The sequence below is a fragment of the Sphingomonas melonis DAPP-PG 224 genome, from assembly GCF_000379045.1.
Classification (GTDB): Bacteria; Pseudomonadota; Alphaproteobacteria; order Sphingomonadales; family Sphingomonadaceae; genus Sphingomonas; species Sphingomonas aquatilis.
Genome location: NZ_KB900605.1, coordinates 1,487,690 through 1,503,271, shown reverse-complemented (window position 1 = coordinate 1,503,271; position 15,582 = coordinate 1,487,690). Strand labels below are relative to the sequence as shown.

The following is a 15,582-nucleotide window of genomic DNA, read 5'->3' as shown; positions in this document are numbered from 1 at the left end:
GCCGAGCCTATCCGATCGGGATTGTGCCGGCGAGCGTCATCGCCCCGTGCAGGCCACCGCTGTCCCGGTCGGTCGGCGCAGCGCGAGGTAGACCGTGCTCCACAATTGCGCCGCGTTGGATTCGTCGACATCCGCGCCCGCCGCGCCGAACGGCACGACACTGTAGCGGCCATCGGCGTAGCGCCACGACCACAGCTCCGAACTCTGGACGCTCTTCGTCGCATCGATCCCGTCCCAAAGGCAGGATTGTGCGCGGGTCAGTTGTGCGCGGACGTCGGCCGGCAGATCGCGCCGTTCGAGCTGCCGCGCCAGCCCGGCCGCGACCAGCGCCTGCTGCCAGCTCCACACCACCGTGCCGTGATAGGCGTTGGGCGAGAATTTCCGCTGGATCGCCGCATCGGCAAAGGCGGGATTGGCGACAAGCATGCCCGCGCCCGTGCGCAGCCCCGCCGGGAACGCATCGATGAAGCCACCCGCCATCACGCGCAGCGCGTCGGCCGACGGCGTTTCGAACAACAGGGCAAAGCCCGGATCGCTGTTCTGCACCGGGATCGGACGTCCCTGCGCGTCGAGCGCGATCGCCGGGAACCGGACCGGCGCAGTGCCGATTGCCGCAAGCGCGGGCGACGCGGGCACGCCGATCGTGGCAGCGTAGCGGCTCACCGCCTGCCGTGCCGCGGCGGCGGGCAGGCTGACGTCGAACAGCGGCGGGGCCTTGGCGCGCCATACATCGGCGACTGCACGGGCGCCCGCGAACGCCGGCGCGTCGCTGGCCGCGAGATAGGGACGGAGCAGCCCGCTCGCCTGCAACGCCGCGGCGGAATCCAGCGCGGCGGGGACCAGCACCGCGTTGACGTCATAGGGGATGCGCCCCCCGGCCAGCCCATCGTTGCTATCGCGCCATTCGCCGGCATCCATGCCGGGCTTCAGCGCGATCAGTTTGGCGGCGACCGGATCGCTGGCGAAGGGAGCCGCCTGCTGCAGCACGAAGCGCAGGTTGCGCACCATCCGCGCGCCCATCGTCTCAGCCCCGACACGCTGCGCCAGGAACGCCACCGCCCGCGCCCGCCCACGGGCATCATCGAGCAGCCACGCCCGCGCGACCGGGGCGAGCATATAGTCGCTGTCGACCATGTTGTAATTGTAGACCGGCGCGTCGGACAGGCTGCCGTCCGCCTTCTGATGATCGAGGATCGCGAACTCGCCGATATCCTCCTCATGCGCCACCTCGCCCTGCGGCGACAGGCGGGCGAGAACCGAGGCCAGCCCCGTTTCCACCGCCGCGGGTTGCAGCGCCGGCATCAGCAGCCGGACGGACATCAGCGTGTCGCGCCCGAAATAGGTGTCGAAGCGCCACGACCCCGCCAGATACTTTTCGGCATAGCTGAGGAAGGTCAGCGCGTTGCGCGCACCCGGATCGGGCTGGGCCTTGGTATTGAGCAGGTCCGCGCCGCCGCGCGGGGTCAGCGGCGTCTCGCCGGTCAGCGCGGTGACGACGAAGCGGATCGTTCCGTCCTTGCCGGCAAGGATGGCGCCATTTTTGATCGCACCGTCGGTCACCCGCATCGCGAGATCGTACCCCGCCGCCCCGTCGAGCCGATCGCGCGACCAGCGGATCGTGTCACCGGTCATCCGGGCCGCGGTCAGCACCTCGGCGGGTGCCTTGCCCAGCGCCTGATAGTCGCGCAGCACGCGGATGCTGGAGAGCACCGCCTGACGCGGCACCAGCCGGTCCGCCGCGATCGTCGCCACGAAGCGCACGCCATGCAGCGGGCGCCCCTTGGCATCGCGCACCGTCACCGGTTGCGGTTCGCCCTCCAGCCGCCATTCGGCGTCCTTGGCCAGCGGCTCGAACCAGAGAGCGGTGCCGCTATTGCCCGCCGGAAAGGCGACGAGCAGGCGGGGTTGCTTGCCCGATCGCAGCACGACATGCGCCGCGACCGGGCCGGCGCGCGTGAAGCTGTTGACGTTCAGCCCCTCGCGCACCGCATAATGCTCGACCTGAGCAGGCGCGGCGCCCGCCCCGGTCAGCACCAAAGCCATCGCCAGACCCAGCGACAGCCGCAACCCCGCCTTCACGCTCACAGCTTCAGCGTCGCGCTGAACAGCGCGTTGCGACCGACGATCGCACGACCGTAGAAATAGCCGTTGACGATCGTCTGCGTCTGGCCCTGCCGCGGGTTGCCTTCGGTGAAGCCCTTCGTGTCGGTCAGATTGTCGACGCTGACCGACAGGTTGAGCCGCGGCGTCGCGTCGATGCTGGCACCGACCGAGAAGACGCTATAGTCGGGCAACGCGATGCCGTTGCCGCTGTCGGCGAAGATCTTGCCGATATACTTCCAGCGACCATAGATCTCGCCCAGCCCGCCCGGCAGGATGAACGACGGCGTCACCGTCAGCAGCTTCTTGGGCGTCCGCTCCGGCGTGTTGCCGTTATATTGCGGCTGCGCGACGCCGTTGAAGCGCAGGTTGCTGAGCTTGGGGTCCTGATAGACGCCCTGCACGTCGACGCTGAAGAATTGCACCGGACGCAGCGTCGCATTGACCTGTACGCCATTGGTGAAATTGTCCGCCAGCGCATTGCTCGCCTGTGCCGGGTTGGCCGGGTTGATGAACTGATAGTTCTGGTCCCGGAATTCGGTGCGGAAGCCGATGACCGAGGCGTTGAAGCCCCGGGCATTGAACCGCACGCCGCCTTCATACAGCGTCAGCCCGGTCGGCGCATGCGTACCGCCCGTGTCGCCGCCATTGGTCTGGAAGCCATGGGCGCCGCGCACGTACAGCGCGACATGGTCGGTCAGCTCATAGTTGATACCGGCGGTATAGGCCCAGTCGGAGTAATTCGCCGTCTGGCGCGTGTAGGTGCCGTTAAACGTGCTGCCGACATTGTCGTAGATACCCGGCGTGCCGGCCGGGACGAGCGCGTTGGTCCCGGCGGTATTGCCGATGTCGACGCGGACGTGCTGGTGTTCGTAGCGCGCACCAAAGTCGATGTGCAGCTTGTCGCCGATCGTCAGTTCGTCGTTGAAATAGGCCGAGAGCGACGTGACCTCGTCGTTGAACAGACCCTGGCCCCAATTGCCGTAATTGACCATGCCATTGTTGGTCAGCGATCCGATCACGCCGCCACCGGCGTTCAGCGCCACCATATCATAGACGTTGGAATCGTTACGCACGTCGTTCAGCACGGTCGCGACCGCCGACTGGTTGTTGCGACGGCGTACGTTGTACACCATGCCGCCGACGGTCAGCGAGTTGTCGATATTGCTGCCGCCCGCATCCCACTTCACGCCGAAGTCGCTACCGAAGTCCTTGGTCGCGAGCGTCTGGTGGTTGAGCACCGTCTGCTGGAGCAGGCCGTTGCCGTTCAGCGCGTTCAGCGTCGCCGTATCCGATGCGGCGATCACCTGGCCGGTACGGATGTTGCGCAGGCCATATTGCGCGGTGTTGGGGAAGCGCGCCGCCGCCACCTGGAAATAAGTGAGCGTCGAGCCATTGAGCGGCGTCAGCCCGGCGAGCGGCGAGACGGCGGGATTGAGGTAGTTGACCGCCGAGGTCAGGCCCGCCGTGCCCGAACCGCTGCCCGGGAAGATGCCGTTGAAGTCATACGATCCGTCCAGATAACGCGCGCGACCGAACAGGCGCAGGCTCGGGGTAACCGGCACCTCGACATCCATGCGATAGGTCGTCGACTTGACGTGGACGCCATCCGCCGAGCTGAAGCGGCGCAGGCTCTGGCCCGTCGCGGGCGCATTGGGCACGAGGAACTGGGTGAAGCCGCGCCCGCCGACGTCGTCGCGCTTCAGGTCCAGGCTGGGCACGCTGCTGATCGTGCCGTCGGTCGCCACCCGGAACGGCATGTCGGCGTAATAGGGGAAGTGCTTGTCGCCATGCTTGACGGTGAAGCGCACGAAGCCGCCACCGGCGAACTGCTTCTCCAGCATCGCCTTCACGTCATAGGCGTTGAAGGTGAACGGCGTGCGCCGCACGCCGCGCTGCGACGTGACATAGCCGCCGACGTTGAATGCCCAGCCATCTGCGATCGGTGCGGAGAAATAGCCGTCGGCGCGCAGGTCGCCATAGGTGGTGCCGGTGTAGCGCACCATCGCGGTCGCCTTGTCGTGATCGGGCTTCATCGAGATGAAGTTGATCGTCGCACCCGCGCCGTTCGGCGCCAGCACGCCCGACGTGCCGCCCTGCACCGCTTCCATGCGGGCGATCGTAATGTCGTTCTGGAAATAGAAGTCGGCACCGCCGCCGCCGTACAGGATCGGCATGCCGTCCTCTTCCAGCGTGATGAAGCTCTGGCCGCCGCCACGCAGGCCGCGCACCGAATAATTGTTCGAGATCGGGCCCGCCGTGCCTTCGACGAACACGCCCGGCACCAGTTCGAGCGTGTCGGCGGTGGAGCGCGGCGCCTTGCGCAGCAGGTCGGCGGCGTTGACCAGCGTCACGTTCGACGACGAGTTGAACAGCGTCCGCTTGTCGGAGGTGTTGCCGGTGACGATGATGTCGTTCTGCGGGTTGTCGTCCGCGGCGGCGGTGTCGGCGACCTGCGTGGGGTCCGTGCCGGTCGGCGCGGCGGTCGTGTCCTGGGGCGCGCCATAGCTGACGGTGCGCGGGACAGCCCCCTGCGCGCCCGCGGCGATCACCGCGGTACGGCCGTCGAACGAGACGAGGCGCAGGCGGCTGGTCGCGATCAGGCGACGCAGGCCTTCCTGGATGCTGAGCTGGCCCTTCACAGCCTCGACCGTCTGGCCGCGGGTGACGTCGCTGGGTGCGAGGATCTGGATGCCGGCCTGCTGCGCGAAGCGGACGAGGCCCGTGGCGGCGGGCTGGCGCGGCACGTTGAACGTGCGGACCGCGGGCTGGGCGGCGACGGCAGGCGTCGCGATCCCTGCGGCGATCGCCGCGACCGAAACCAGAGGCAGACTGAAGATATGACCGGTGCGCATGGAACCCCTCCCTGAAACTGTGTCCGCGCTTCGCATGGCGCGTGCCCTCAAGGATGTATTGCGGCCCTATTTCCGTCAGTGGTGGACGAATTATTTTGCGGGGACGATCCGCGTCACCTCGCCCCCGCCGGACAGGGTGTGCCGTTCGACGCGGCCGCCGACCATCGCCGCGCTGGCGTTGGCGAACCCTTCCATGTCGTAGGTGCGGAACCAGCCGACCACGCGCCGCCCGGCCAGCGCCGGCGCCACCTCCAGCCGATCGCTATTGTAGCGGTTGAACTCCGCGACGGCGTCGCGCAGCGTCATGTCGTCGAGCACGATGCGCCCGTCGCGCCACGCCAGTTGCTGGTCCGATGTCTGGGCGGATACCGTCCGCACCGCGATCCGCTCGCTGGCGTCGATCGTCGCGGCATGGCCGGCGCTGACATCGATCGGTGCGACGCCGCTTCCCTCGGTCCAGATGCGCACGACGCCCTTGGTCACCACGACCCGCGCCGCATCCCCCTGCCGCCGGACGTCGAAGGCGGTGCCGACCGCCTGCACGCGCACGGGTCCGCTCGCCACCACGAACGGCCGCTTCGGATTGTGCGCGACCTGGAACCACGCCTCGCCGCTCGCCAGTTCGACATTGCGGCGCGCGGGCGTGAAGGCGACGCGCAGCGCCGTGCCGCTGTTGACCACCGCGACCGATCCGTCGGCCAGCGGCATGCGCCGGATCTCGCCGAGCGCCGTGTCGATCCGCGCCGCCCGATCGGGCCATAGACCGATGCCGACACCGGCGACCAGCGCCGCCGCAACCGCCGCACCGCCCAGGCGCCACCACCGCCTGCGCGATGGCAGGGGTGCCTCGTCCTGCGCCGCCTGCTCGATGCCGGACAGCGCGCGACCACGGTCGAGCAGGCTCAGCGCCGCCTGCGCGCGGAGTAACGCGCCGCGGTGGCGCGGATCGTCCTGCAACCAGGCGGCCAACTGGGCCTGCTCCGGCGCATCGAGCCCGCGATCCAGCGCGGCCGCCCAGCGGCTGGCGGTTTCCGCGATCATCGCCGCGTCTCCCCGTCGCGGCCGCGCGCCCGCGGCACGGCCGCCGGTCGGCGGCGACGGATCGGCAGTTCCGCTTTCTCTTCCTCGGTCAGCTGTTCGAGGATGCGGCGCAGACCCCGCGCCACGTCATTCTCGACGACCGTTTCCGATATCCGCAGCCGTGCGGCGATATCGCGCTGGCCGATGCCTTCGATCTTGCGCAGGCGGAAGATGGTACGCGCGCGATCGGGCAGCGCATCGATCAGTCGCTCGATCCGTGCCAGCGCATGACGGCCGGCGACGATCTCTTCGGGCGATCCGGCGGGCTCAGGCACCAATTCCAGCTCGGCCAGCCCGCTCGCCGCCTCGATGCTCACCACGCGTTCGCGCCGGATCTGCTCCAGCACCACGTTGCGCGCGGTGCGGAAGACGTAGCGCAGCGGATCGTCGATATGATCGAACCGGTCCAGCCCGCTGATCCGGCAATAGGTTTCCTGCACCACATCGTCCACGTCCACCGTCGGGAAGGCCGCACGCAGCCAGACGCGCAACCGCCGCTCATGCGGCAGGATGTGACGACCGACCCAGGCAACTAGCTGATCCGAATGCACGGCTTCTCCCCGACACCCCTAGATGCAGCAGCGCGCACTTTCCGTCGATGGCCTGTCGCAATTGACGCCGGACATGTCGGAAACCTGTCACCGAGTTCACTTGCCTCGCCCCCGCGCCGCGCCGCATCCTGCGCCGCACACGACGCTGGAGGGCAGTTCGAATGCGCAAGGTCCTGATCGCGGCACTGACGACATGCGGCATCGCCATCGCTTTGCCCGCGATGGCGGCGCCCCGCGCGACGGTGGCCGACGGCACGCTGCCCATCACGATCGACGGCACCGGCTATCAGCTTGCCGCGCGCGTGTACCGACCGGCGGGGTCGGGACCCTTCCCGCTGGTCGTGATCAACCACGGCACGCCGCCCGACAAGAGCAAGTTCCCCGGCGTCGAGCTCGGCTTCGTCCGCGCCGCCGCGTGGTTCGTCGACCATGGCTATATGGTCGTCACCGCCCTCCGCCCCGGTTTCGGCACGTCGAGCGGATCGTATCTCGAGGCCGCCGGGCGATGCCAAGACGAGAATTACGTCGCCGCGGGAGAGAAGACCGCCGCGGTCGAGCGTGCCATCGTCACCGCCGCCGCAACGCTGCCGGGCGCCGACCCCGCGCGGATCGTCGTGGTCGGCCAGTCCGCCGGCGGTTTCGGCGCGGTCGCGCTCGCCGATGCGCCGCCGCCGGGTGTCGTCGGCGTCATCAGCTTTGCCGGCGGGCGCGGCGGCGACGGCAAGGAGCATATCTGCGGCAGCGAAGACCGGTTAATCGCCGCCGAGGGCCATTTCGGCGCGGGCAATCGCGTGCCGCAAGTGTGGCTCTACGCCGCTAACGACCATTTCTTCCGCCGCGACCTCGCCCATCGCATGTATGCGGCCTATGCCGGTGCTTCGACGCCGCCGGTCACCTTCGTCGGCCTGCCGTCCTTCGGCGACGATGGCCACAAGACCTTCGCCAAGGCCGATCCGTCGGTGTGGGAACGGCCCGTCTCCGCGTTCCTGAAGCGCGTGGTGCCGGCGGCACGATAGCGGCCGCTACAGATATTTCAGCCAGGCGATGTCCCGCCGCCGCGCCTTGAACCGCGCGAACCAGGCCGTCGGCAGGTAGAGCGGCACGATCAACGCGACATACCACAACAGCACCCAGCCGTAGTCATCCACGCCGAACGTCGCGCCATGCGTCGCCCCCCAGATCGCGAAGGCGCTATGGTAGAGCAGGCGCAGGACGGTCAGGTGCAGCAGGTAGAAGAACATCGGCGCCGCCCCGAACACCGCCAACGCCGCAACCAGCCTGGTGCCATCCAGCCGGTCGAACGCCGCGAGCAGCAGCGCACCGCAGCCGAGCGTCAGCAGCAGGAACAGCAGCGAGGGCGGATATTTGGTGAGCGCCAAGACACTCATCCACGTTCGCATCGCATCGCCCGCGACGACGAACCAGGGCGCATCGCCGTAGACGTTGGCCAGCCGCAGCGCCGCGAACAGCAGCAGCATCGCGCCGCCGGTCATGACCAGCCGCCGGCGACGGGCGGCCGCGGGTACGTCGCCGCCGAACCACGGCCCAATCGACCAGCCGAGCAGGATGACGCCGATCCACGGCAGCACCGGATAGGTCGTCTTGGCGACCAGTCCGAACGGCAGCGCGATCACGTCACGCTGGTGCAGCATCGCCCATAACGGGAACAGCGGATCGCCGGCACGCAGATGGATGGGATCGAGCAGATTGTGCCCGCACACGATTGCCAGACCCACCGCCAGCAGCACCCGGCGCGGCAGACCGATCAGCGCTGCGAGTACGATCATGCATACGCCGATACACCACATCACCTGCAGCCAGATCGTCGGACTCGCGACGCCCCAATACAATTCGGATAGAAAGAAGACGTCGAGCGCCATCAGCACCAGCCCGCGCTTCACCAGAAACGCGCGCGTCTCCGCCAACGTATGCCGGGTGTAGAACAGATAGGCCGACAGGCCGGTCAGCACGACGAACACCGGCGCGCACAGGCTCGCCGCCAGCCGACCCAAATACAAAGCGGGCAAGATCACTCGCGCATCGACCGGATCGGGCACGGGAACGTGTAGAAACCATGTTTCGCGTAAGTGATCGAGCAGCATCACCAGCATGACGAAGCCGCGCAGCGCGTCGATCCCCTGCAATCGCAGGCGCGTCGTGGGACGAGCGGCGCGCCGCTCCCCCGTGTCCGCCACCATCGTCACCGTGGCGGGCAAAGCAGCCGTCATCGTCGCCAGTCTCCGTGGGTTCGCCCGGTGCGCAGGACCACGACGATGCGGCGCAACGGCCGGTGCCCTTTGGTCGATGGCGGCATCCGGCACAAGCCGAATGTTACACTGTATCAGGACGGATGCGGCCGAACGGTGCCCCGGATCGTCAGAAGACCGCGGGCACCTCCGCCGACGGCAGGCTCGCGCCCAGCCGCCGTGCGATCGACGGCGCGATCGCGCGCATGTCGACGACGCCCAGATCCTTGCCTTTGGCGATCCCCGGCCCGGCGACGATCAGCGTCGATCGCATCGCCGGGTCCCAGGGGACGTAGCCGTGCATGCCCTTATAGACGGACGGCTTCGCGATCGGCGCCGCCGGATCGCGCCCCGTCTCCGTGCCCGGCTGCATCGCGACGAGGAAGCTCGCCTCGCCATCCCCGCCCGCCTTGGCGATCGCGCTGCGGTCGAGGACGCTGGCGATCTTATACGCCGGATCCGAGGCCATCGCCGCGAGCACGCCGCGCACCTTGGCGATCAGCGCGGCATCGTCGGGCCGGGCGAGGCGGATCGCCGCCGTGCCGCCCGCAATCCACGGCATCGCCTGCCAGCCCGTCACCTGCCCCTTGGCATCGAGCGTGATGAGCCCCGCATCGATGAACGGCTTGAACAGGTTGATGTCCGTGCTCACCGGCAGGAAGCCATGGTCGGACACGACGACCACCGTCACGTCCGGCATCGCCGCGCGCGCCGCGCGCACCAGCCGCCCGACCAGCGCATCGGTCGCCTCGATCGCCGCCTTCGCCGCCGCCGAGTCCGGGCCGTCGTGATGTTCGGTATGATCGATACCGGCGAGGTACACCGTCGTGAATTGCGGCTTGTCGGCCAGCAGCGCCTCGGCAAAGGCGACGCGCTGCGCATCGCCCTCCACCGTCTCGTCGATCCCCTGCGGATAGCGGGCACCGACGCGGCGTTCCAGCCGCGCGACGAGGCCGGGCGTGGCCAGCGCGGTCAGCAGCTTGCGATCGTCCTCGGTGCCGGCCCGCCAGATCTGCGGCAAATTCTCATCGATCCCGGTCGCGCCGACGGTCACCGGCCAGTGGACGTTGGCGGTCGATAGGCCCGCGGCATGCGCCGCCTGCCACAGGGTCGGCACCTTCACGTCCGACGTATACCAATACCAGCCGCCCTGGTTCTTCTGTTCGGGATCAAACGTCAGGTTGTTCACCACGCCATGCCGGCCGGGCGACACGCCCGTCACCAGCGTGGTGTGGCTGGGGTAGGTGAGCGTCGGCAGCACGCCCACCACCCCTTGTGCGCTCGCGCCCTCCGCCCGCAGGCCGCTGAGCACGGGGAGGGTCATGCCCCGTACCTTCGCGTCGCTGATATCGCCGGGGCGCAGGCCGTCGAGCGAGATCAGCAGCACCGGCGATGCCGCTGCCGGGCTTGCCAGCAGCAGCGCGATGAGGGTCGCGAGCCGCCGCATCAGAAGCCCCGACGCAGCGTGACGAAGAACTGGCGCGGCGCGCCCGCGAGCAGCGTCTGATTGTCCCCGCTCGCGATGAAGCCGTTCGACCCGATCGTCGAGATGTGCTTCTTGTCGGTCAGGTTGGTCACGCTGCCCTCGATCGCGAAGCCATGGAACATACCCGTGCCCTCGCCGAAGCGATAGCCGATGCTGGCATCCACCAGCACGCGGCCGGGCACCGACTGGTCGTTCAGATAGGTGAAGTAGCGCTTCGACATATAGTCCGCGCCGGCGCGGGCGAAGACGCTGCCGTCGTCATAGACGATCTCGCCCTTCACCATATGCTCCGGCGTATCCACCACCGTCTTGCCTGCGGTTGCGGTCAAAACGGTGCCCGCGGCATTGCGCACGTCGTTCTGATAGGTCGCGTGGTTGTACGAATAGCTGGCGAACAGCGAGAGCGGCTGGACGACGCGGTAATAGGCCGACACTTCGGCGCCATAGCTGTGGACGCTGCCCGCATTGTTCAGCGTCGGCGGATTGCCGATGATCCCCGCGCCGTTCGAGAAGGTGAGCAAGCGGTTCGAAAAGTCGATGAAATAGCCCGCCGCCGACAGCTGCAAACCGCCGCTGCGCACACGCGCGCCGCCCTCCACCGTCTTCGACGTTTCGGGCTTCAGCGTGTTGCGGATGCCGTTGAAGCCATCCTGCGTCGTCGCGAACGGACCGGTCGTCGCCGACGAGACGAAGGCGCGCATGTTTTCGGTATAGCTGGCGAACAGCTCCGCGCCGCCACCCAGGCGATAGACCGCGCCGACCTGCGGCAGGAACCAGTCCTCCGCCTTGATCTTGCCGTTGACCAGCGTGCCGACCAGCAGGTTCGCCTGGTTCTTGACGCGCATGCCCTTCCAGCCGCCGTTCAGCGTCAGGTCGCCGAGCGTCAGCGTATCCGCCACGAAATATTGCAGCGTCTCGGTGTCGTACTTGCCGTTCCACTGCGTACGATAGGCGTTCGACTGGAAATCGCGGGCGTTGCGATCGGGCGTCGTGTTGCTCATCCCATAGAAACGCCGCGCCTGGGTGAAGCTGTTGCTTTCGTACCAGCCGCCGAACTCCAGCCGGTTCGCGCCCGTCTCCAGCGTCAGGCGGGTGATGTTGCCGCCCCGATCGATGCCATATTCGGTGGTGCGGAAGCCGAGCGGCGAGGCGAGGTTATAGGCCGCGGTCGACGCGAGCGGCAGCGGCTGGCCATTGCCGCCGAGCGCGCCGGCCGGCGTCGGCGAATAGGGCGTGATCCACGATCCCTGCCCCTTGTTGTGATGGTAATAAGTGGTCGAGACGATCGACAGCGCGTCGGTCAGCTTGCCGTCGAACGTGACGCCGGCCAGCCAGTCGCGACGCAGGCCCGCCGCGTCGTAATAGGCATCGTCGGCCGTGCCGAACCCGCTCGGCAGGGTGAAGCCCGCGCCGGTCCAGGGCGCGACATACCCCACCGACGATCCATTGTTCGCCGCCTGATAGGCCGCCAGCGTCGCCTGATTCTGGTAGACGCGCGCGATCTGCAGCGCGAGCGGGTAGTTGTCCGAGATATTGTCGTTGTTCAGCCCGCGGCGACGGATGATGTCGAGGCTAAGGTCCTGATAGTCGTTTTCGCGACGGTCGGAATAATCGACGAAGGCGGTGATGCTGCCACGCGATCCCAGATCCTTCATCAGCTTCGCATTGACCTGATGCTGGCGCTGCGAACCGAAGCCCTTCCACTTGTCGGTGGTGAGATAACCGTAGCTGATATAGCCCTTCAGCCCGCCGCCGAGATCACCCGTGTCGAGCCGCGCGAAGCCGCGCCACGTGTTGTTGCTGCCATAGGTGCCGGAGCCGACCAGGTCGAACGTGTCCGACGGCTTGCGGCTGACGAATTCGATCGTACCGCCGAGATTGCTGGTCGATGCGGTGCCGAGCGCACCCGCGCCCTGCGCCACGGTGGTGCTGGCGAGGTTTTCCGAAATCACCGCGCGGCTGATGTGCAGGCCGTTGACGTTGCCGTAGCTCATGTCGCCCAGCGGCACGCCGTCGAGCGTGAAGCCCAGCTGGTTCTGGTTGAAGCCGCGCAGCGATATGCGTGTCGACCATTCATAGGCCCCGAAGGCATCGGCCGACTGGAAGTTCACGCCGGGCAGCTTGGCGATCGCCTTCAGCGGCGACGTGCCGGGGGTCAGGCGCTCCATCTCGATCGCCGACACGGTCTGCACCTGACGCGTCCGGCCGAAGCCGAGCACGACGATGTCGCCCGACGGAGCGTCGGTGGCATCCGTGGCGGCGGGCGTTTCGACCTGCGCCGTCGCGGCGGCATCCGCCGACACGGTCTGCGCCGCGGCATTGCCCGCGACGAGCGCCATCGGCGCGGCACACAGAAGCCATTTGCAAGCGATCATGATGTAGGTCCCCTTTGGCCCATTCGGCCTGTCGGGGCGGCATTGGGCGGCGATCGTTACGGCCGTGCTACAATTCGGCATGCCCGTCATGACGCGTCAAAGACAGTTTCGTGACACCCCCCACCCTTGTTCGGGCCTTGCGCCACGGCGTCATCGAACCGCCGCAGACATGTCACCGATCTGTTGTCGCGGTGCAGCAAAACTGCCGCGAAAGCGCTCTACCGCGCCGCTCAGCCGCATACGTCTTTGCGGTTGTGGGGGAAAAGCCGAACATGATCCGTCCGTCCGTGTCGCTACTGGCCGTAGCCGTCGCATCCGTCAGTCCCGTCGCCGTCCGTGCGCAGCAGGCGCAGACGGCCCCCGCCCCTGCGGACGACACGGCGGATGCCGCCGGGGAGCCCGCCGCCATCGTCGTCACCGGTGGCCGCACGCGTACCGCGGTGGAGCTGCCCGGCACCGAGATGCAGAAAATCCTGCCCGGCGTCAGCCCGCTCAAAGCAATCCAGACGCTGCCCGGCGTGCTGTACGTCACCGCCGACCCGTGGGGGAACAACGAACAGAACGCCCAGATCTTCATCCATGGCTTCGCCGGCAACCAGCTCGGCTATACGATGGACGGCATTCCGCTCGGCGACCAGAGCTACGGCAATTACAACGGCCTGTCGCCGCAGCGCGCGGTGATTTCGGAAAACGTCGGCCGCGTCGTCGTCGCGACCGGCGCGGGCGACCTGGCCACCGCGTCGAACAGCAATTTGGGCGGCACGGTCGAAACCTATTCGTCCAGCCCGCTGTCCACGCTCGGCATTCAGGCCGCGCAGACCGTCGGCAGCTACGACACGTCGCGCACCTTCGTGCGGATCGACACCGGCACCTTCGGCGGCGGTACCAACAGCGCCTATGTGTCGGGCGTCCGCCAGCGGGCCCGCGCCTGGGACTTCAACGGTATTCAGGGCGGCTGGCAGGCGAACGCCAAGTTCGTCCACGATGACAGCCTCGGCAAGCTGACGCTGTACTTCGACTATAACGACATGACGCAGCCGAACGAGGATTCGACGGTCTTCTTCAAGCCCTCGGCCGGCGGCACCGCCAGCGCGACGCAGCTCTACACGCCCTATACCAAGCCGTTCTTCTACCCCGACTTCAACGGCTATCGCACCAATTACCTCAGCGCGCTCGGCAACTCGCCCGCGGCGGAAGGCGGCAATTACCGCAATTATTACTCGGACGCGCAGCGCACCGATTACCTCGCCTACGGCCGGTACGAGGCACGCCTCGCCAAGAACATCACGCTGACCAACACGGCCTATTATCATCACAATGACGGCGTCGGCGTCGTCGCGGGGCCGCTCGGCCAGTCGATCACGACCGCGCAGGCCTATCTCGATCCGGCGTATGCGACCTTGCCCAGCAACTGCCGCTTCACCGCCAATACCAACGGTATCCGCCCGACGAACTGCACTGCGCGCACCGATGCGCAGGCGGCGGCGGCCGGGGCCGCGCTGGTCGCCGCGACGGGCGGGTCGGGCCTGATCACCCGCACCACCGAATATCGCATCGATCGCTGGGGCGTCATCTCCGCGCTCGACCTCGATCTCGGCGCACACAAGATCGAACTGGGCGGCTGGTTCGAACACAACAGCACGACGCAGTGGCGCCGCTGGTATGGCGTCGACGTCAATACGCCGGGCAACAGCACGCCCTACATCCGCCCGCTCTCGGTCGCACAGCCACTGTTCACGCAATATCAGGGCGATGCGAAGATCGAACAGCTCCAGCTGCACCTGCAGGACAGCTGGCAGGCATTCGACCGTCTGCTGATCCAGGCGGGCTTCAAGACCAGCGCGCAATGGGCGACCGGCCGCTTCCCGGTGCAGCCGGTGGTCGGCTCGCTCTCCGGCCTGACCGGCAACCTGCCGCAGGGGCGGATCGACACGCTGCGCTGGTTCCTGCCCGCCGTCGGCGCGACCTATGACGTCAACGGCCACGAACAGCTCTATGCCAACGCGCAGAAGAACCTGCGGCAATATCAGGCCTATCTGGCGGGCGGCGGCGGCCCGTGGTTCACCGGCAGCCAGGCGGCGTTCGACGCCTTCGCGCAGAGCGGCCGGCCGGAAAGCAGCTGGACCTATGAAGCCGGCCTGCGCAGCAACCGCAGCTTCGGCGGCGGCATCGGCTTCAGCGCGCAGGTCAATTACTACCACGTCGACTTCCAGGACCGGCTGCTGGCGATTTCGACCAATCCGGGCGGCATCGCCGGCGGTGCGATCACCGGCGGCACGTCGATCCTGGTCAACGTCGGCAACGTGAAGACCGATGGTGTCGACGCCGCCTTCACGCTGCGCTTCGGCCGTGTCCTGTCGCTGTACAATGCCGCGTCGTACAATCTGTCGAAGTACAAGCGCGACTACACTTCGACCGCCAGCGGTATCGGTGCGGCGACGGACACGTGCATCGGCGGCTATCTGGTCAGCGGCGGCATCGTGCCGACCTGCGGCAAGCAGCTGCCCGGCATTCCCAAATGGATGAACAAGTCGGTCGCGACCCTCTCGCTCGATCCGGTCGAGGTGCAGGTGATCGGCGATTATGTCGGCGCGCGCTACGCGACGTTCAGCAACGATGCGAAGGTGCCCTCCTACTTCCTCACCTCGCTGCGCGTCGCGGCGCGGGTGCCGGAGGGCGTCATCCCGCTGCGCAAGGCGGAGTTGGCGCTCAACGTCACCAACCTGTTCGACAAGAAGGGCATTTCGACCCTCGGTGTCGGCTCGGCGACGAACAATTACTCGGGCTTCCCGATCCCGCCGCGCCAGTGGTTCCTGACGCTGTCGGCCGCCTATTGAGGCCGCCCGCCAGCCAAAAGCAGGCCTTCCTCAGCAGCGCCGATGCACCCCA

General features: G+C 67.6%; 9 protein-coding genes. 2 read left to right on the top strand and 7 right to left on the bottom strand.

The genetic code is table 11. From position 1 onward, the window contains the following. Positions 1-36: 36 nt before the first annotated feature. The 4 genes from SPHME3_RS0107420 to SPHME3_RS0107405 form a co-directional block, all read right to left on the bottom strand. On the bottom strand, positions 37-2,085 hold the full coding sequence (locus SPHME3_RS0107420; RefSeq protein ID WP_017979802.1) for a glucosidase family protein: 2,049 nt from the start codon (positions 2,083-2,085) through the stop codon (positions 37-39). Next, positions 2,082-4,955, bottom strand: a complete 2,874-nt coding sequence (locus SPHME3_RS0107415) for a TonB-dependent receptor domain-containing protein (protein WP_017979803.1) — start codon at positions 4,953-4,955, stop codon at positions 2,082-2,084. The genes SPHME3_RS0107420 and SPHME3_RS0107415 overlap by 4 nt, the downstream gene beginning before the upstream one ends. Before the next feature lie 90 nt (positions 4,956-5,045). Further along, a complete protein-coding gene (locus SPHME3_RS0107410; RefSeq protein ID WP_017979804.1) occupies positions 5,046-5,996 on the bottom strand; it encodes a FecR family protein in 951 nt (316 codons plus the stop codon). After that, entirely contained in the window at positions 5,993-6,586 is a 594-nt protein-coding gene (locus SPHME3_RS0107405; RefSeq protein ID WP_226341845.1) for an RNA polymerase sigma factor, read from the bottom strand. Before SPHME3_RS0107405 ends, SPHME3_RS0107410 begins: the two co-directional genes overlap by 4 nt. A 161-nt stretch (positions 6,587-6,747) precedes the next feature. Here SPHME3_RS0107405 and SPHME3_RS0107400 point away from each other — a divergent pair, with 161 nt between their 5' ends. After that, on the top strand, positions 6,748-7,602 hold the full coding sequence (locus SPHME3_RS0107400; RefSeq protein WP_017979806.1) for an alpha/beta hydrolase family protein: 855 nt from the start codon (positions 6,748-6,750) through the stop codon (positions 7,600-7,602). A gap of 6 nt (positions 7,603-7,608) precedes the next feature. Here SPHME3_RS0107400 and SPHME3_RS0107395 read toward each other — a convergent pair whose 3' ends face one another. The 3 genes from SPHME3_RS0107395 to SPHME3_RS0107385 all read right to left on the bottom strand — a co-directional run bounded on the left by SPHME3_RS0107395 (position 7,609) and on the right by SPHME3_RS0107385 (position 12,693). Beyond that, positions 7,609-8,814, bottom strand: coding sequence for a DUF1624 domain-containing protein (locus SPHME3_RS0107395; RefSeq protein ID WP_375292662.1), 1,206 nt, complete (start codon positions 8,812-8,814; stop codon positions 7,609-7,611). A 148-nt stretch (positions 8,815-8,962) separates the two neighbouring features. Then, complete coding sequence (locus SPHME3_RS0107390; RefSeq protein WP_017979808.1) at positions 8,963-10,279, bottom strand: alkaline phosphatase family protein; 1,317 nt, start codon at positions 10,277-10,279, stop codon at positions 8,963-8,965. Continuing rightward, on the bottom strand, positions 10,279-12,693 hold the full coding sequence (locus SPHME3_RS0107385; RefSeq protein ID WP_018250656.1) for a TonB-dependent receptor domain-containing protein: 2,415 nt from the start codon (positions 12,691-12,693) through the stop codon (positions 10,279-10,281). The genes SPHME3_RS0107390 and SPHME3_RS0107385 overlap by 1 nt, the downstream gene beginning before the upstream one ends. Before the next feature lie 272 nt (positions 12,694-12,965). Here SPHME3_RS0107385 and SPHME3_RS0107380 point away from each other — a divergent pair, with 272 nt between their 5' ends. Beyond that, a complete protein-coding gene (locus SPHME3_RS0107380) occupies positions 12,966-15,530 on the top strand; it encodes a TonB-dependent receptor (RefSeq protein WP_017979810.1) in 2,565 nt (854 codons plus the stop codon). The last annotated feature ends 52 nt before the right edge of the window (positions 15,531-15,582 follow it).

What these genes read in the sequence shown, in the direction of transcription:
- SPHME3_RS0107395 (WP_375292662.1), bottom strand. Translation starts at nt 8,814, where the DNA reads ATGACGGCTGCTTTGCCCGCCACGGTGACGATGGTGGCGGACACGGGG.
- SPHME3_RS0107415 (WP_017979803.1), bottom strand. Translation starts at nt 4,955, where the DNA reads ATGCGCACCGGTCATATCTTCAGTCTGCCTCTGGTTTCGGTCGCGGCG.
- SPHME3_RS0107410 (WP_017979804.1), bottom strand. Translation starts at nt 5,996, where the DNA reads ATGATCGCGGAAACCGCCAGCCGCTGGGCGGCCGCGCTGGATCGCGGG.
- SPHME3_RS0107385 (WP_018250656.1), bottom strand. Translation starts at nt 12,693, where the DNA reads ATGATCGCTTGCAAATGGCTTCTGTGTGCCGCGCCGATGGCGCTCGTC.
- SPHME3_RS0107390 (WP_017979808.1), bottom strand. Translation starts at nt 10,279, where the DNA reads ATGCGGCGGCTCGCGACCCTCATCGCGCTGCTGCTGGCAAGCCCGGCA.
- SPHME3_RS0107380 (WP_017979810.1), top strand. Translation starts at nt 12,966, where the DNA reads ATGATCCGTCCGTCCGTGTCGCTACTGGCCGTAGCCGTCGCATCCGTC.
- SPHME3_RS0107400 (WP_017979806.1), top strand. Translation starts at nt 6,748, where the DNA reads ATGCGCAAGGTCCTGATCGCGGCACTGACGACATGCGGCATCGCCATC.